Raw genomic sequence first — 16,662 nt, forward strand, 5'->3', positions numbered from 1 at the left:
CCCGGCACCCGGTCGCGACGGGGACTCTGGACGGGGTCTCTAACCGCGCCCCGTGCGCGGGAACTCGTAGGCGTGGCGCAGGGTCTTGCGGTCCGGGGACGGGATCTGGTCCGGGGCGGGCACCGCGTCGGAGGTGTTGACGCGGGGGAGCGCGTAGGGGTGCTCGGTGCGCAGCCAGGCGATCATCTGCTCGCGGACCGCGACCCGTACCGTCCAGATGTCGTCCGCGTCCTTCGCGGTCACCAGGGCGCGCACCTCGATGGTGTTCGGGGCGGTGTCCGTCACCACCAGGCTGTGCGCGCGGCCGTCCCAGGCAGGGCAGGCGCGCAGGATGTCCCGCAGCCGCTCGCGCATCGCCTCGATCGGCGCGCTGTGGTCGAGCTGCCAGAAGACGGTGCCGGTCATCTGCGGGGTGCCGCGCGACCAGTTCTCGAACGGGTTGGAGGTGAAGTACGAGACCGGCATGGTGATCCGGCGCTCGTCCCAGGTCCGCACGGTCAGGAACGTCAGCGTGATCTCCTCCACGGTGCCCCACTCGCCGTCCACGACGACCGTGTCCCCGATGCGCACCATGTCGCCGAAGGCGATCTGGAGCCCGGCGAACATGTTGGCCAGCGTCGCCTGCGCGGCCACACCGGCGACGATGCCGAGCACACCCGCCGACGCCAGCAGCGAGGCACCCGCCGCGCGCATCTCCGGGAACGTCAGCAGCATCGCGGCGACCGCGACCACTCCGACGATCGCCGACACCACCCGCATGATCAGCGTCACCTGGGTGCGCACCCGGCGCACCCTCGCCTGGTCGCGGTGGGCGCGGGCATAGCGGCTGTACGAGGTCTCGACGACGGCCGCCGCGATGCCGATCACCAGCCAGGCGGTCGAGCCGATCAGCACCAGGGTCAGCGTCTGCCCGATGCCCACCCGGTGGTCCCGCAGCGCGGGCACCTGGCCGAAGGAACCTCTCAGCAGGGCGACCAGCAGCACCAGTTGATAGGGGATGCGGCAGCGGCGCAGCAGACCCCACAGCGGGGTCTCGCCGTGTTGTTCGTCGGCCTTGCGCAGCAGCACGTCGGTGCCCCAGCCGATCAGTACGGTGAGCACGACGGAGCCGCCGAGCACGATCAGGGGACGGATGTCGTTCTCCATCCGGTGCGCCTAACCGCGAGAAGCCGTGATGAACCTGAGTGTTCGCTCACCCAGCGGGTAGGAGGCCGTGCCGGTCCGGCGGTCCGGGGACCCGGCTGGCACCATGGGGCCATGAACATCATGCTCTTTCACTCCGTCCTCGGGCTGACCTCCGAGGTGCGCGACGCCGCCGACCGGCTGCGCGCGGCCGGTCACGAGGTGTGGACGCCGGACCTCTTCGAGGGGCGCACCTTCGACTCGTTCGAGGAGGGCATGGAGTTCAAGGAGGAGATCGGCAAGGACGAGCTGCTGAAGCGGGCGGTGCTCGCCGCCGCGCCCTACTCCGAGCGCCAACTGGTCTACGCCGGGTTCTCGCTCGGCGCCTCGATCGCCCAGACGCTGGCCCTCGGCGACGAGAAGGCGCGTGGGCTGCTGCTCCTCCAGGGCACCTCGGACATCGCGCCGTCCGCGCACGTGGACGAACTCCCCGTGCAGTTGCACGTGGCGGAGCCGGACCCGTTCGAGACGGACGACTGGCTGAGCGCCTGGTACCTCCAGATGGGCCGCGCGGGTGCCGACGTCGAGGTCTACCGCTACCCCGGCGCCGGCCACCTCTACATGTTCCAGGACACCCCGGACTACGACGCCGAGGCCACCGAGGCCACCTGGCGGGTGGCGCTCGGCTTTCTCGACAGCCTGTAGCGGCTCAGGGCGACCCGGCGCCCGCCGGAGCGGGCGTTCAGCCGGGGAAGCACTCCTTGGGCGGGTGCACCAGCGACTCGAAGTGCCCGGAGTACACCCAGCCCGTGGGCTGGGAGTCGTAGATCCTGAACCACCGGGCGCCCGAGGGCGTCTTGGTGGTCGAGCACTGGATGCGCAGCGTCGCCCCGGCCCGCTCCACGCGGTAGCGCGTGGAGGAGCTGGTCGGCTGGCTGTACACGGGGGCGCCGCCCTGGTCCAGCACCGTCAGATTGACGAACGCCGGTGCCGCCGAGGCTTCCTGCGCCTGGCCGACGAAGGCGAACCCGGCTACGGCCATGGCGGCCGCGAGAGTGGCGGTCTTCTTCAAGGCACCTTGGGGGGTGGCCATGTGTCTCCCATCGTGGTCGAGGTGACGACGTGTCACCTGCCTCCTCAGATGAAGAGATCGTCGTACCGGTTGCCTGCCGGTGCCGGGTTCCTCGCGACGCGCCGTGACGGACCGCTACACCGGGTCGTAGGTCCGCTCGACCTTCTGCGTGCCGCTGCGGGTGCGGTACGAACGTGCCCACGCCGAGGTCGCGTCGGGGTTCGCGCGGTCGGAGATCACGTAGTAGTCCATCTGCGCGCGGTCGGCGGTGATGTCCAGGACGCCGTAGCCGTGGCGGTCGGTGTCGACCCAGTGGACGTGCCGGTTGGCGGCCTGGATGACCGGCGCGGCGACCGCCGAGACCGTGCCCTCGGGGACCTTCACGATGTCGTCGAGGTTGTCCGAGGTGAGCGAGGTGACCACGAACTCGGTCGCGGCGGACGCCGAGAGCGGATAGGTGCCCGCGTCGTAGGGCACGTCGTTGGCCCACGCCATGTGGATGTCGCCGGTCAGGAACACGGTGTTGCCGATGGCGTTGGTCCGCAGATGGGCGAGGAGTTCGCGGCGGTCGTCGGTGTAGCCGTCCCACTGGTCGGTGTTGAGGGCGATGCCCTCCTGCGGCAGCCCGAGCAATTTGGCCAGCGGCTTCAGCAGGTCGGCGGAGAGCGAGCCCACCGAGAACGGCGAGATCATCACCGAGTTGCCGACCAGACGCCACCTGGTGTCCGACGCCTTGAGCCCCGCCTTCAGCCAGTCCAACTGGGCGCGCCCGGTGATCGTGCGGTCCGGGTCGTCCACCGCGCCGCTCGCGGTGGACGCCTGCTGGGAGCGGAAGGAACGCAGGTCCAGCAGGGAGAGGTCGGCGAGCTTGCCGAAGCGCAGCCTGCGGTAGGTGGTGCCCGCGACGGCCGGGCGGACCGGCATCCACTCGAAGTACGCCTGCTTGGCGGCGGCCTGACGCGCCGACCAGGTGCCCTCGGCGCCCTCGGTGTGGTTGGTCGCGCCGCCCGACCAGGCGTTGTCCGCGAACTCGTGGTCGTCCCAGATCGCGACGACCGGCGCCTTCAGATGCAGCGCCTGCAGGTCGGGGTCGGTCTTGTACTTCGCGTGCCGGACGCGGTAGTCGGCCAGGGTGAGGATCTCGTGCGTGGGGGCGTGCGGGCGGACGACCTTGTCACGGGTGCCGTACTCGCCGCTGCCGTACTCGTAGATGTAGTCGCCCAGGTGCAGCCAGGCGTCCAGGTCGCCGCGGGCCGCGAGGTGGCGGTAGGAACTGAAGTAACCCGCCTCCCAGTTGGCGCAGGAGACCACGCCGAAGCGCAGACCCGCGACGTTCGCGTCGGCGGCCGGGGCGGTGCGGGTGCGGGCCACGGGGGAGTCGGTGCCGCCGGAGGAGAAGCGGAACCAGTAGTCGGTGGCGGGCGCGAGACCCCTGATGTCGGCCTTCACGGTGTGGTCGGCGGCGGCCGTCGCGGTGGCCGAGCCGGAGGCGACGACCGAGGTGAGCGCCTTGTCCCGGGCGACGGTCCAGCTCACCTCGGTGTCGGGACCGACGCCGGAGCCGGGCAGCGCCTCGGGCACGGGCGTCACCCGGGTCCACAGCAGCACCCCGTCGGGCAGCGGGTCCCCGGAGGCCACGCCGTGCGCGAAGACGGGGGCGGCGGTGGCGGCACGCGCGGGCAGCGCGGCGGCGAGCGGCCCGGCGAGCGCGGCGGTGGCGGCAGCGGCTTTGACGACGCTGCGGCGGCTGGGCGCAAGGGAGTTGAGGGCCTGGGCGGCAGCGAGAGGTCTCGATGGTCTGGTCACGGCCGATCAGGCTACTGATCGGTAAGCGAAAGAGCGGGCGAACTCCGAAAGTTCGCCCGCTCTTCACCCGGTGAAGGGGATCGCCGGGGGATCAGCCCTTGAGAGCCGCGCCCACCACCCGGTCGAAGTCGGCCACCGTCAGCAGGGGGCTGCCGTTGTTGAGCTGCTTGCCGTCCATGACGAAGCCCGGGGTGCCGCTCACGCCGTCCTTGTTGTCGTCGAAGGTCTTCGACATGCGCATCGCCCAGGCGTCGTAGGTGCCCTTCTTCACCGCGTTCTGGAACCCGGTGTTGTTCTTCAGCGCCGGGACGGTGTCGGCGACCTTGATGAGGTAGGCGTCGTCCTTGAACTTGTCGGTCGTCTCGTCCGGGTGCCACTTCGTCGAGTACAGCGCGGACTTGTACTGGAGGAACGCCTCGGGGCTGACGTTCAGCGCGGCGCCGAGCGCGCTCAGCGCGTTCTTGGAGCCCTCGCCGTTGTCGTGGCTGTCGATGAAGGTGGCGCCGATGTACTGGAACTTGAACGTGCCGTCGTCGATGTCCTTCTTGACGGTCGTGCCGACCTTCTGCTCGAACTCGGCGCACACCGGGCAGCGCGGGTCCTCGTAGATCTTGAGGGTCTTCTTGGCGCTGTCCTTGCCGATGACGACCGTGGTGCCGTCCTTGCCCGAGGTGTTGGCCGGGGCGACGACCTTGGCGGTCTTGGCCGCCTCCCAGGCGCTCGGCTTGTTGGCCTGGACGACGGCGTAGCCTATGCCGCCCGCCGCGGCGAGGACGGCTATCGCCGAGACGCCGACGACGATCTGCCGCTTGACCTTGGCGCGCTTGGCCTCGCGCTCGCGCTCCTGGCGCAGCCGCTCGCGCGCCGCCGTCTTCGCTGCCTGGGTGTTCCGGTTGCTCATGGTGGTGATCTCCATAGGGGACGCGCACACGACGTGCTCGGGGCACAGGTACGCGGGGATACGTATGGGCAGCCGAGCCGTGCTCGGCGCCGCCCCTCAGGGGCAGGCGAGGGCGGGCGGGCACGGAGGGCCGCGTCGTCCCAGGGAGTGCGAGAGAAGCAGACCGCGCGCGCGAGCCGGGCGCGACCGGGGGCGCGGGAGACGGCGGGCGGGAGCCGGGCGGACCGCCACGGCGGCCACCGCGAGCAGCAGCGGGCGGAACGTGGTCGCGGTCACCGCGCGCAGCAGCGCGGCCAGCGCCCGCTCGCCCCGGCGCAGCCACGCGGCCGCCAGCAGCCCCACCGCGATGTGCGCGGCGAGCAGCAGCCAGGCGGTCGCCGGTGCCGGGTGGGCGAGCGGTACGGCCGCCCGCGCGGGCACCCCGGACAGCCGGGCCAGCGGGGTGCCCACCGCGCCGCCCCGGCACAGCAGGTCGAGACCGAGGGAGTGCAGCGGGCCCGCCACCGGGCCGCCCGCGCGGCCGTAGCAGGCGTGCTGCCCGGTGGTGAAGACCGTGTCCGCCGCCAGCTCCAGCGGGACCAGGAGCGCCGCGATGCGGCCGAAGCCGCGCTCGCGCCCCGCCAGCGCGTACGCCGCGAGGAACACCCCGCAGGCGACCGCGAGCACGGTCACCGGCGGCAGCGGGGTCCGGGACAGCAGGACGTGCGACGCGGCGGCGAGCGTCACGGTGAAGGCCGTGAACAGCGCCGCGCGCACGGCCCTGAGCTGAGTCCCGGATATGTCCATGGTGAGAGGAGAGTGTGTCACGTACGCGGTGAAGGGGACCTCAAAGGTCCCGGGGGAGCCGGGAAGGTCACAGCCCCGGAATCCGGCCGTTGCGGAACAGGTCGAGGAAGATCTGGTGGTCGCCGCGGGCGCGGGCGCCGTAGCTGTGGGCGAAGTCGACCAGCAGGGGCGCGAAGCTCTCCTCGTCGGCGGCGAGGGCCGCGTCGATGGCGCGCTCGGTGGAGAACGGCACCAGGGACTCGCCGGACTGGTCGTCGGCGGCGGCGTGCATGGTGGCCGTGGCCCGGCCGAGGTCGGCGACGACGGTCGCGATCTCCTCCGGGTCGTCGATGTCGCCCCAGTCAAGGTCGACCGCGTACGGCGAGATCTCGGCCACGAGCTGACCCGCGCCGTCCAGCTCGGTCCAGCCGAGCCACGGGTCGGCGTGCGCCTGGAGGGCGCGCTGGGAGATCACCGTGCGGTGGCCCTCGTGCTGGAAGTAGTCACGGATCGCCGGGTCGGTGATGTGCCGGGAGACGGCCGGGGTCTGCGCCTGCTTGATGTAGATCACCACGTCGTTCTCCAGGGCGTCGGTGGCGCCCTCCAGGAGGACGTTGTACGACGGCAGCCCGGCCGAGCCGATGCCGACGCCCCGGCGCCCCACGACGTCCTTCACCCGGTACGACTCCGGGCGGACCAGGCTGCTCTCCGGCAGCGTCTCCAGGTAGCCGTCGAAGGCGGCCAGCACCTTGTACCGGGTGGCGGCGTCCAGCTCGATGGAGCCGCCGCCCGGCGCGAAGCGGCGCTCGAAGTCGCGGATCTCGGTCATCGACTCAAGGAGCCCGAACCGGGTCAGCGAGCGGGCGTCCCGCAGCGCGTCCAGGAGCGGACCTTCGGCGGTGTCCAGGGTGAACGGCGGCACCTCGTCGTCCTTGGCGCCGGTGGCGAGGGCGTGGACGCGCTCGCGGTAGGCGGCCGCGTAGACCGTGACCAGCTCGGTGATCTGCTCGTCGCTGAGCGCCTTCGCGTATCCGATCAGCGCGATGGAGGCGGCGAAGCGCTTGAGGTCCCAGGTGAAGGGGCCGACGTACGCCTCGTCGAAGTCGTTGACGTTGAAGACCAGGCGGCCGTTGGAGTCCATGTACGTGCCGAAGTTCTCGGCGTGCAGATCGCCGTGTATCCACACCCGCGAGGTGCGCTCGTCCAGGTACGGACCGCCCCGCTTCTCCGCATCGAGGTCGTGGTAGAAGAGGCAGGCGGTGCCCCGGTAGAACGCGAAGGCGCTCGCGGCCATCTTGCGGAACTTCACCCGGAACGCGGCCGGGTCGGCGGCCAGGAGCCGGCCGAAGGCGGTGTCGAAGACGGCGAGGATCTCCTCGCCGCGCTGCTCGTCGCTGAGCTGGGGAACCGACATCGCGGGGTGCCTCCTGGTGCTGGTGCGGTGCGTGTGAAAAAGAGGGAGCGGCCGCGGCGCGCTTCCCCCGTCTCCAACGGGCGACGCGGCGCGGGAGTGCCCGGTTCCCGATGAAGGTACGCGGACGGAGCCCGTGAGTGTCAGTGCCGGGGCATAGACTTCTTCGCTGTCCCCCTGCTTGTTCACCTGGAGGCCAAACCGTGTCGAAGCCGCCCTTCACGCACCTGCACGTCCACACCCAGTACTCGCTGCTGGACGGTGCCGCGCGGCTCAAGGACATGTTCAATGCCTGCAATGAGATGGGCATGACACACATCGCCATGTCCGACCACGGCAACCTCCACGGCGCGTACGACTTCTTCCACACCGCGAAGAAAGCCGGAATCACCCCGATCATCGGCATCGAGGCGTATGTCGCCCCCGAGTCCCGGCGCAACAAGCGCAAGATCCAGTGGGGTCAGCCGCACCAGAAGCGGGACGACGTCTCCGGCTCGGGCGGTTACACCCACAAGACGATGTGGGCGGTGAACAAGACCGGTCTGCACAACATCTTCCGGCTGTCCTCCGACGCGTACGCCGAGGGCTGGCTGCAGAAGTGGCCGCGGATGGACAAGGAGACCATCTCGCAGTGGTCCGAGGGCATCGTCGCCTCCACCGGCTGCCCCTCGGGCGAGGTGCAGACGCGGCTGCGGCTCGGCCAGTTCGACGAGGCGCTCAAGGCCGCCTCCGACTACCAGGACATCTTCGGCAAGGACCGGTACTTCCTGGAGCTGATGGACCACGGCATCGACATCGAGCACCGGGTCCGCGACGGTCTCCTGGAGATCGGCAAGAAGCTCGGCATCCCGCCGCTGGTCACCAACGACTCGCACTACACGTACGCGCACGAGGCGACCGCCCACGACGCCCTGCTGTGCATCCAGACCGGCAAGAACCTCTCCGACCCCGACCGCTTCAAGTTCGACGGCACCGGCTACTACCTCAAGTCCACGGACGAGATGTACGCCATCGACTCCTCCGACGCCTGGCAGGAGGGCTGCGCCAACACCCTCCTGGTCGCCGAGATGGTCGACACCACGGGCATGTTCGAGGCCAAGAACCTCATGCCCAAGTTCGACATCCCGGACGGCTACACCGAGGTCACCTGGTTCAAGGAGGAGGTCCGCCGCGGCATGGAGCGCCGCTTCCCCGGCGGCATCCCCGAGGACCGGCAGAAGCAGGCCGAGTACGAGATGGACGTCATCATCTCGATGGGCTTCCCCGGCTACTTCCTCGTCGTCGCCGACTTCATCATGTGGGCCAAGAACAACGGCATCGCGGTCGGTCCCGGCCGAGGCTCCGCGGCCGGTTCGATCGTCGCGTACGCCATGGGCATCACCGACCTCGACCCCATCCCGCACGGTCTGATCTTCGAGCGGTTCCTCAACCCCGAGCGCATCTCGATGCCCGACGTCGACATCGACTTCGACGAGCGCAGGCGCGTCGAGGTGATCCGGTACGTGACCGAGAAGTACGGCGCCGACAAGGTCGCCATGATCGGCACCTACGGCACCATCAAGGCCAAGAACGCGATCAAGGACTCCGCGCGCGTCCTCGGCTACCCGTACGCCATGGGCGACCGCATCACCAAGGCCATGCCCGCCGACGTCCTCGGCAAGGGCATCCCGCTCTCCGGCATCACCGACCCGAGCCACCCCCGCTACTCGGAGGCGGGCGAGGTCCGGGGGATGTACGAGAACGAGCCGGACGTGAAGAAGGTCATCGACACCGCGCGCGGTGTGGAGGGTCTGGTCCGGCAGATGGGTGTGCACGCCGCCGGCGTGATCATGTCCAGCGAGACCATCACCGAGCACGTCCCGGTCTGGGTGCGGCACACCGACGGTGTGACCATCACGCAGTGGGACTACCCGAGCTGTGAGTCGCTCGGTCTGCTGAAGATGGACTTCCTGGGTCTGCGCAACCTCACGATCATGGACGACGCCGTCAAGATGGTGAAGGCGAACAAGGGGATCGACATCGATCTCCTGAGCCTCCCGCTCGACGACCCCAAGACCTTCGAACTGCTCCAGCGCGGCGACACCCTCGGCGTCTTCCAGTTCGACGGCGGACCCATGCGCTCGCTGCTGCGCCTGATGAAGCCGGACAACTTCGAAGACATCTCCGCCGTCTCCGCCCTGTACCGCCCGGGTCCGATGGGCATGAACTCCCACACGAACTACGCGCTGCGCAAGAACGGGCAGCAGGAGATCACGCCGATCCACCCGGAGCTGGAGGAGCCGCTCCGGGAGGTCCTGGACGTCACCCACGGCCTGATCGTCTACCAGGAGCAGGTGCAGAAGGCCGCCCAGATCATCGCGGGCTACTCGCTCGGCGAGGCCGACATCCTCCGCCGCGTGATGGGCAAGAAGAAGCCCGAGGAACTGGCGAAGAACTTCGTCCTGTTCCAGAAGGGCGCCCGCGACAAGGGCTTCAGCGACGAGGCGATCCAGGCGCTGTGGGACGTGCTGGTCCCCTTCGCCGGATACGCGTTCAACAAGGCGCACTCCGCCGCGTACGGTCTGGTGTCCTACTGGACCGCCTACCTCAAGGCCAACTACCCGGCCGAGTACATGGCGGGACTGCTGACCTCGGTCAAGGACGACAAGGACAAGTCGGCGGTCTACCTCAACGAGTGTCGCCGCATGGGCATCAAGGTGCTCCCGCCGAACGTCAACGAGTCGGAGTCCAACTTCGCCGCCCAGGGCGACGACGTGATCCTCTTCGGGCTCTCCGCGGTGCGCAACGTCGGCACCAACGTGGTCGAGGCGATCATCCGGGGCCGCAAGACCAAGGGGAAGTACCTCTCCTTCCCGGACTACCTCGACAAGGTCGAGGCGGTCGCCTGCAACAAGCGCACCACCGAGTCGCTGATCAAGGCAGGCGCCTTCGACTCGATGAACCACACCCGCAAGGGACTCACCGCGCAGTACGAGCCGATGATCGACAACGTGGTCGCGGTCAAGCGCAAGGAGGCCGAGGGACAGTTCGACCTCTTCGGCGGCATGGGCGAGGACGCGGGCGACGAACCCGGCTTCGGACTCGACGTCCAGTTCACCGACGAGGAGTGGGAGAAGACCTATCTCCTCGCCCAGGAGCGGGAGATGCTCGGTCTCTACGTCTCCGACCACCCGCTCTTCGGTCTGGAGCACGTGCTCTCCGACAAGGCGGACGCGGGCATCTCCCAGTTGACCGGTGGCGAGCACTCCGACGGCGCGGTGGTGACCATCGGCGGCATCATCTCCGGTCTCCAGCGCAAGATGACCAAGCAGGGCAACGCCTGGGCGATCGCCACCGTGGAGGACCTCGCGGGCTCCATCGAGTGCATGTTCTTCCCGGCGACCTACCAGCTCGTCTCGACCCAACTCGTCGAGGACGCCGTGGTGTTCGTCAAGGGGCGGCTCGACAAGCGCGAGGACGTGCCCCGGCTGGTGGCCATGGAGCTCCAGGTGCCCGACCTGTCCAACGCGGGCACCAACGCGCCGGTGATCCTCACCATCCCGGCCACCCGCGTCACCCCGCCCATGGTCAGCCGCCTCGGCGAGATCCTCAGCCACCACAAGGGCGACAGCGAGGTCCGCATCAAGCTCCAAGGACCGCACAAGACCACGGTCCTGCGCCTGGACCGGCACCGGGTCAAGCCCGACCCGGCGCTCTACGGCGACCTCAAGGTGCTCCTCGGCCCGTCCTGCCTGGCGGGCTGAACACACCGGGCACGGCAGTGAAAACACGGAAGTGAGAAGGGGCGCACCCCGCGGGAGTGCGCCCCTTCTTCATACGCTCGCCGGGCTCATACGCCCTTCAAAAGCACTCAGTTGTGTCCGAAGCGCTTGTTCTGCTTGCGGGCGTAGTCCGAGGCGCCGCCCGCGCCCTGCGCGGCGGGCTCGTGCGCCTCGGCGGCCTGCCGCTGCGAGTTCTCCGGGGCCTGCTCGGCCTGGGACGAGCGGTTCTTCGGGCCGGTCTGCTTGCGGTTCTTGTTCTTGGCCATGGGGATCTGCCTCCTGAAGGGGGTCTAGGGGCCAGGGCCGACATCAGATTCACATACGCTGACATCAATCGCATGTCGGATAATTACCGTCTGTGACAGGGGTGGTGGGGGCGCGGACGCCGGAAACGCCACGCCGAAGATCGAGTTCGGGCCGTTAACCCCCGGGCGGTCGGGCAGACTCGAAGGAAGTCCGAAGCAAAACCTCCGGGGAAGAGGGTGAGTCGCGTGGACCGCTGCATCGTCCTGGTGGACGCCGGGTATCTGCTGGGTGCCGCCGCCAGCCTCCTCGCCGGTGAACCCTCGCGGTCCCGGATCACCGTCGACCACCCCGCGCTGATCCACGCCCTGCGCGAGCGCGCCGAGGCGGAGACCGGGCGCCCGCTGCTGCGCATCTACTGGTTCGACGGCGCCCCCGACCGGGTCCCGCAGCCCGAGCACCGCAGACTCCGCGTGATGCCCCGCGTCACCGTCCGGCTCGGCGCCCTGACCCGTACCGACGGGCGCTGGGCGCAGAAGGGCGTCGACGCGGCCATGCACGCCGAGCTGACCGAGCTGGCCCGCAACCGCGCCTGCTCCGACATCGTCCTGGTCACCGGCGACGGCGATCTGCTGCCCGGCATGATGGCCGCCAAGGAGCACGGCGTCGCCGTCCACCTGTGGGCCGTGCAGGCCGCCGACGGCGACTACAACCAGTCCGAGGACCTGGTCGCCGAGGCCGACGAGCGGCGCGTCCTGGACCGTGCCTGGATCATCCAGGCCGTCCGCGCCAAGGAACTCACCGGCGTCTGCGCCACCCCGCCCCCGCCCCGCCCCGACATCGCCGCGATCCTCTCCGCCCCGCTGCCCGAGTCCGCGCTCGCCCCCGCCGGGGAACGCGCCGACGAGGAGACCGCCCACCCCCACCCGGCGTCGGGACCCGCCCGCAACGGCACCGAGGAGCGCCCCAGCACCACCAAGGGCGTCCCCACCCCCAAGGACCTCGCCGCGCTGCGCGCACCCGGCGCCGCCGCCCCGCACGCCGCGCAGCACCCCTCCAGCGCCACCCTGCGCTGGTCCTCCGACAAGGGCTGGGTGGACCGCCCCGGCACCCCCGCCGAGCCGCCCGAGGTCGCCGCCATGCCGACCCTCGCCCAGCTCACCACCGCCGAGCAGCGCTGGGCGGACCGCGAGGAGGACATCACCACCGTCGGCGGCGACCCCTACGAGGTCGGCCAGGTCTTCGCCCGCCGCTGGATGTCCCGCCTCGGCGACCAGGGTCATCTGCACCGGCTGTCCGCGATGTACCCGCGCATCCCGCACCGCATCGACGGCGAGCTGCTGCGCTACGCCGCCCGCTTCGGTCTGCTCGCCCACAAGGACGACCAGATCGACGAGCACGACCGTTACGCCATCCGGGCGGGCTTCTGGCGGGAGTTCGACGTCCCCGCGGCGGCCACCGACACCCCGCCCGGGGAGTGACCAGGGGCTGAACCGGGACCGCGGCGGGGCGGAACCGGGGGATGCCGAGATGAGGTGCCCCAAAGACGAGTAAAGGGTCCGCACCCCGTACGCTCCTCCCTTGTGAGTACGCGCGCGGGACAGGCACTTCGGTACGACGAAGCCGTACGCGTGCGCGGACTCAGCAAGACCTACCCGCCCGTCAAGGGACGGCGCGGAACCCCCGGCACGTCCGAGGTACGGGCCACCGACCAGGTGAACCTCCAGGTGCGCGGCGGCGAGGTCTTCGGGCTGCTCGGTCCGAACGGCGCCGGCAAGTCCACCCTCGTCCGCCAGCTCACCGGGCTGCTGCGCCCCGACTCCGGCAGCGTCGAGATCCTCGGCCACGACATCGTGCGCCACCCCGAGCGCGCCGCCCGCATCCTCGCCTACCTCGGCCAGGAGTCCTCCGCCCTGGACGAGCTGACCGTCGCCCTCGCCGTCGAGACCACCGCGCGGCTGCGCGGTCTGGACGCCCGGCAGGCGCGCGACGAGCGCGACGCCGTCCTGGACGAGCTGGAACTCGGTCCCCTCGCCGGACGCCCGCTGACCAGGCTGTCCGGCGGACAGCGGCGGCTCGCCTGCGTGGCCGCCGCGCTCGTCGGGGACCGCCCGCTGCTCGTGCTCGACGAGCCCACCACCGGCATGGACCCGGTGGCCCGGCGCGCGGTCTGGAGCGCTGTGGACCGGCGGCGCGCCGAGCGCGGCACGACCGTGCTGCTCGTCACCCACAACGTCATCGAGGCCGAGACCGTCCTCGACCGGGTCGCCGTCCTCGACCGGGGGCGGGTGATCGCCTGCGACACCCCCTCCGGACTCAAGGAACGCGTCTCCGGCGAGGTGCGGGTGGAACTGGTGTGGCGGGAGCGGGCGCCCCTGGAGGTGCCCGAGGTCGCCGTCCTGCGGGAGCGGGCCACCGAGTCCGGCCGCCGCTGGACGCTGCGGCTCGCCCCCGAGGAGGCGCGGGCAGCCGTCGCCACCGTCACCGGCGGCGCCGCGTTTGCCGCGCTGGACGACTTCACCCTCGCCACCCCGAGCCTGGAGGACGTCTACCTCGCGCTCGGCGGCGCGGCCCGGCAGGGGCTGGTGAGGGGATGAGCAAGGGGCTCGCCGTACCCGCGCTGAGCGCGGCACCCGCCGTGTCCGTATGGTCCCAGTGGACGCCGTGGTCCCTGGCAGACGGCGCCCCCGCCGCCGTCGGGAAGAGGAGCAGCTCGTCGTGAGTGTCGTATCCGCGGAGGTCGCCACCGGTGCCGTGCGGACCGTGCCCGAGCAGGCCCGGCGCGCGGTCGAACTGGGCCCGCCCGCGCGGTTCGGGCCGTCGCTGGCCGCCGTCTACCGGGCGCAGCTCTCCCGCGCCCGGGTGGCGCGCATCCCGCTGCTGTTCGTGGCCGTCTTCCAGTCCGTCGGCATCGCCGTGATGATGCGCGGGGTCGTCGACGGCGGTCCCGAGGCGTGGTCGGTGGTGGCCGGGTCCTCCGTGCTGGTCGTCGCCTACGTGGCGCTGAACCTGCTCTCGCAGTACTTCGGCCAGTTGCGCGCGAGCGGCGGACTCGACCACTACGCCACCCTGCCGGTGCCGCCCGCCGCCGTGGTGCTGGGCGCGGCGGCGGCGTACGCCTCCTTCACCGTGCCCGGCACCCTGGTCACCGCGCTGTTCGGCTGCGCGCTGTTCGGGCTGCCGGTGTCCAACCTGTGGGTGCTGCTGGCGGTGATCCCGCTCGCCGGGGCAGCCCTGTCCGGTGTCGGCGCCGCCTGCGGACTGCTCGCCCCGCGCCCCGAACTGGCCACCCTGCTCGGCCAGCTCGGCATGTCGGCGGCGCTGCTGCTCGGTGTGCTGCCCGCCGACCGGATGCCGGGGATCGTCCGCCTCGCCCGCGACCTGCTGCCCTCGACCTACGGCGTCGAGGCGTACGCCCGCACCTTCGGTCCGCACCCCGACTGGGCCGTGGTCCTCGCTGACCTGGGGGTGTGCGCGGGCGTCGGCGTGATCTCGCTGGCGGTGGCCACCCGCGCCTATCGCCGAGCCGCCGTCCGGTGACGCGGCCCACAGCACGACCTGGCACGATGTCAGGGTGACCGCACCGCTGACTCCCCCTCCGCCGCCGCACGAAGACTCCGCGCACCCGGTCCGGCAGGGACCGCCCGACGGTGAGCCGGCCGCGGAACGGTACGAACAGGACGGCCCCGGAATGAAGACCGAAGTGCGGGAGGCCGCCGTGATCGCGGCGGTGGTGGCGCTGAGCGGGGTGCTGCTCGGCGTGCTGTGGTGGCAGCTCGCCCCGCACGTGCCGCTCGTCGGCGACTCGGCGGACCACAGTTGGGTGGTGTACCTCAAGGACAGCGAGGGCGAGCAGGCGGTCGGGGTGGACGGCACGTTCACCCTGCTGGGTCTCGCCTTCGGCGTTCTCAGCGCGCTCGGCGTGTTCCTGGTGCGCCGTCGCGGGGGCGTGCCGCTCGCGGTCGGTCTCGGGGTCGGCGGGCTGCTGGCCTCGCTGGTGGCCTGGCGGCTCGGGGTGTGGCTCGGACCCGCCGAGGACGTCATCGCCCGCGCGAAGGCGGTCGGCGCCGGGGTCACCTTCGCGGCGCCGCTGCGCCTGGGCGCCAAGGGCGCGCTGCTCGCCTGGCCGTTCGCCGCGCTCCTGGTCCATCTGGGGCTGACGGCGCTCTTCGGTCCCCGCGACCCGGAGGAGCACGAGGACTACGTCCCGGGCGAGTACGGCCCGCCGCCGCAGCAGTAGGTCAGCCGCCCCGGCAGAAGCTCAAGTGCGTTCCGAGGGCCCCGATCCGGGGCCCTCACGCATGTCCGCCGCCCTTACGCGCGGGCGATCGGCGCCAGCACCGCCGAGGTCAGCTCTGCCAGCGCCTTGGGCGCCAGCTCGACCTCCAGACCCCGGCGGCCCGCCGAGACGCAGATCGTGGTGTGGTCCTCCGCCGAGGCGTCCAGGACCGTGGGCAGGCGCTTGCGCTGGCCGAGCGGGGAGATGCCGCCCCGGACATAGCCGGTCGTGCGCTCCGCGAGCGCCGGGTCGGCCATCGCGGCCCGCTTGCCGCCCACCGCCGACGCCAGCGCCTTGAGGTCGAGCGAGCCGGAGACGGGGACCACCGCCACCGTCAGCGCGCCGTCCACCTCGGCCACCAGCGTCTTGAAGACGCGCTCGGGGGAGACGCCCATCGCCTCGGCCGCCTCCTCGCCGTAGGAGGGGTGGGACGGGTCGTGGTTGTAGGAGTGGACCGTGTGTTCCACACCGGCGGAGGTGAGCGCCACCGTCGCCGGGGTTCCGCCGGACTGCTGCTTCTTGGACTTCTTCGCCATCGGGGGTGTGTGCCTCGGTTCGGGTCAGTTCAGGCTGGTGCGCGCCCGGGTCAGTTCGAACGCGGGCAGCGACGGCAGGCTACGGATGATGGCGGTCTCCGAGCGAAGGAGTTTCAGCTCGTCGCGCAGCCGGGAGGCGGTGTCCGGTGCCTGGAGGAGGCGCTGCTTGGTCGGGGTGTCCAGGACCATGGCCGCCGCGACCAGGTAGGAGGCGACGCCCGGGTCGTCGGGCAGCTCCGCGTCGGACAGCGAGTGCTCGGCGGCGCCCGCAAGGCGCTTCTGGTAGCGCCGGAAGGAGTCGAGGACGCCCTCCGCGAGCGCGCCCGCCTCGTCGCCGGGCTCCTCGGTCAGCTCCTCGACCTCGACGGTGAGGAAGGCGCCCGTGGTGTCCACCGAAAGCAGCCGCACCCGCCGGGTGCCGGTCGCCAGCACCTCGAAGGTGCCGTTCTCCCGCTCCCTTATGGTCGCCGCGTCCGCCACACAGCCGATCCGGTGCACCGCCTTGAGCGGGTCGGGACCGAAGCCCGCGGCCGGGCCCTGGTCGGGCAGCGCGGTCGGATCAGGCATCCCCGGGGCGCTCGGCGCCACCTCGTGGCCGTCCCGGATGGCGGCGACGACGAACCGGCGCGGCTCCTCCTCCGGGGTCTTCAGCAGCTCGCGCATCATGGCGCGATACCGCTCCTCGAAGACGGTCAGCGGCAGCACGAGACCCGGGAACAGCACCGTGTTCAGCGGGAAGAGAGGCAGGCGGGCGGTGGTCACGACG

15 protein-coding genes are annotated in these 16,662 nt (G+C 71.1%); 6 read left to right on the top strand and 9 right to left on the bottom strand.

All coding sequences use genetic code 11. The features are described from left to right. Positions 1-39: 39 nt before the first annotated feature. Positions 40-1,146 (bottom strand): mechanosensitive ion channel family protein, encoded by a 1,107-nt coding sequence (locus tag IF655_RS28485; protein WP_199588023.1) that lies wholly within the window; start codon positions 1,144-1,146, stop codon positions 40-42. A gap of 111 nt (positions 1,147-1,257) precedes the next feature. Here IF655_RS28485 and IF655_RS28490 point away from each other — a divergent pair, with 111 nt between their 5' ends. Continuing rightward, a complete protein-coding gene (locus IF655_RS28490) occupies positions 1,258-1,827 on the top strand; it encodes a dienelactone hydrolase family protein (RefSeq protein ID WP_199588024.1) in 570 nt (189 codons plus the stop codon). A 37-nt stretch (positions 1,828-1,864) separates the two neighbouring features. Here IF655_RS28490 and IF655_RS28495 read toward each other — a convergent pair whose 3' ends face one another. The 5 genes from IF655_RS28495 to IF655_RS28515 all read right to left on the bottom strand — a co-directional run bounded on the left by IF655_RS28495 (position 1,865) and on the right by IF655_RS28515 (position 7,080). Further along, complete coding sequence (locus tag IF655_RS28495) at positions 1,865-2,215, bottom strand: SH3 domain-containing protein (protein WP_199588025.1); 351 nt, start codon at positions 2,213-2,215, stop codon at positions 1,865-1,867. Between the two features lie 114 nt (positions 2,216-2,329). Beyond that, positions 2,330-4,000: an alkaline phosphatase gene (locus tag IF655_RS28500; RefSeq protein ID WP_199588026.1), complete on the bottom strand. Its 1,671-nt coding sequence runs from the start codon at positions 3,998-4,000 to the stop codon at positions 2,330-2,332. Positions 4,001-4,091: 91 nt separating this feature from the next. After that, entirely contained in the window at positions 4,092-4,901 is an 810-nt protein-coding gene (locus IF655_RS28505) for a thioredoxin domain-containing protein (protein WP_199588027.1), read from the bottom strand. 96 nt (positions 4,902-4,997) lie between these two features. Further along, positions 4,998-5,687, bottom strand: a complete 690-nt coding sequence (locus IF655_RS28510) for a hypothetical protein (protein ID WP_199588028.1) — start codon at positions 5,685-5,687, stop codon at positions 4,998-5,000. A gap of 67 nt (positions 5,688-5,754) precedes the next feature. After that, the gene (locus tag IF655_RS28515) at positions 5,755-7,080 is read right to left on the bottom strand and encodes a DUF2252 domain-containing protein (protein ID WP_199588029.1); all 1,326 of its coding nucleotides are present in this window, start codon (positions 7,078-7,080) and stop codon (positions 5,755-5,757) included. Positions 7,081-7,280: 200 nt separating this feature from the next. Here IF655_RS28515 and dnaE point away from each other — a divergent pair, with 200 nt between their 5' ends. Continuing rightward, complete coding sequence (dnaE, locus tag IF655_RS28520) at positions 7,281-10,820, top strand: DNA polymerase III subunit alpha (RefSeq protein ID WP_199588030.1); 3,540 nt, start codon at positions 7,281-7,283, stop codon at positions 10,818-10,820. Positions 10,821-10,927: 107 nt separating this feature from the next. Here dnaE and IF655_RS28525 read toward each other — a convergent pair whose 3' ends face one another. Further along, positions 10,928-11,104: a hypothetical protein gene (locus IF655_RS28525; RefSeq protein WP_199588031.1), complete on the bottom strand. Its 177-nt coding sequence runs from the start codon at positions 11,102-11,104 to the stop codon at positions 10,928-10,930. A 225-nt stretch (positions 11,105-11,329) separates the two neighbouring features. Here IF655_RS28525 and IF655_RS28530 point away from each other — a divergent pair, with 225 nt between their 5' ends. The 4 genes from IF655_RS28530 (at position 11,330) to IF655_RS28545 (ending at position 15,321) form a co-directional block, all read left to right on the top strand. After that, positions 11,330-12,562 (top strand): NYN domain-containing protein, encoded by a 1,233-nt coding sequence (locus IF655_RS28530; protein ID WP_199588032.1) that lies wholly within the window; start codon positions 11,330-11,332, stop codon positions 12,560-12,562. 102 nt (positions 12,563-12,664) lie between these two features. Continuing rightward, positions 12,665-13,678: an ABC transporter ATP-binding protein gene (locus tag IF655_RS28535; RefSeq protein ID WP_199588033.1), complete on the top strand. Its 1,014-nt coding sequence runs from the start codon at positions 12,665-12,667 to the stop codon at positions 13,676-13,678. 121 nt (positions 13,679-13,799) lie between these two features. Continuing rightward, on the top strand, positions 13,800-14,621 hold the full coding sequence (locus tag IF655_RS28540) for an ABC transporter permease (RefSeq protein WP_199588034.1): 822 nt from the start codon (positions 13,800-13,802) through the stop codon (positions 14,619-14,621). Between the two features lie 34 nt (positions 14,622-14,655). After that, positions 14,656-15,321 (top strand): DUF2567 domain-containing protein, encoded by a 666-nt coding sequence (locus IF655_RS28545; RefSeq protein WP_199588035.1) that lies wholly within the window; start codon positions 14,656-14,658, stop codon positions 15,319-15,321. A gap of 74 nt (positions 15,322-15,395) precedes the next feature. Here the strand turns inward: IF655_RS28545 and ybaK are convergent, their stop codons facing one another. Continuing rightward, a complete protein-coding gene (ybaK, locus tag IF655_RS28550; protein ID WP_199588036.1) occupies positions 15,396-15,896 on the bottom strand; it encodes a Cys-tRNA(Pro) deacylase in 501 nt (166 codons plus the stop codon). A 24-nt stretch (positions 15,897-15,920) separates the two neighbouring features. Further along, a complete protein-coding gene (locus IF655_RS28555; protein WP_199588037.1) occupies positions 15,921-16,658 on the bottom strand; it encodes an LON peptidase substrate-binding domain-containing protein in 738 nt (245 codons plus the stop codon). Between the last annotated feature and the right edge of the window lie 4 nt (positions 16,659-16,662).

Source organism: Streptomyces sp. DSM 110735 (assembly GCF_016482685.1).
Classification (GTDB): domain Bacteria; phylum Actinomycetota; class Actinomycetes; order Streptomycetales; family Streptomycetaceae; genus Streptomyces.

What these genes read in the sequence shown, in the direction of transcription:
- IF655_RS28505 (WP_199588027.1), bottom strand. Translation starts at nt 4,901, where the DNA reads ATGAGCAACCGGAACACCCAGGCAGCGAAGACGGCGGCGCGCGAGCGG.
- IF655_RS28495 (WP_199588025.1), bottom strand. Translation starts at nt 2,215, where the DNA reads ATGGCCACCCCCCAAGGTGCCTTGAAGAAGACCGCCACTCTCGCGGCC.
- IF655_RS28485 (WP_199588023.1), bottom strand. Translation starts at nt 1,146, where the DNA reads ATGGAGAACGACATCCGTCCCCTGATCGTGCTCGGCGGCTCCGTCGTG.
- IF655_RS28525 (WP_199588031.1), bottom strand. Translation starts at nt 11,104, where the DNA reads ATGGCCAAGAACAAGAACCGCAAGCAGACCGGCCCGAAGAACCGCTCG.
- ybaK (WP_199588036.1), bottom strand. Translation starts at nt 15,896, where the DNA reads ATGGCGAAGAAGTCCAAGAAGCAGCAGTCCGGCGGAACCCCGGCGACG.
- IF655_RS28490 (WP_199588024.1), top strand. Translation starts at nt 1,258, where the DNA reads ATGAACATCATGCTCTTTCACTCCGTCCTCGGGCTGACCTCCGAGGTG.
- IF655_RS28515 (WP_199588029.1), bottom strand. Translation starts at nt 7,080, where the DNA reads ATGTCGGTTCCCCAGCTCAGCGACGAGCAGCGCGGCGAGGAGATCCTC.
- IF655_RS28510 (WP_199588028.1), bottom strand. Translation starts at nt 5,687, where the DNA reads ATGGACATATCCGGGACTCAGCTCAGGGCCGTGCGCGCGGCGCTGTTC.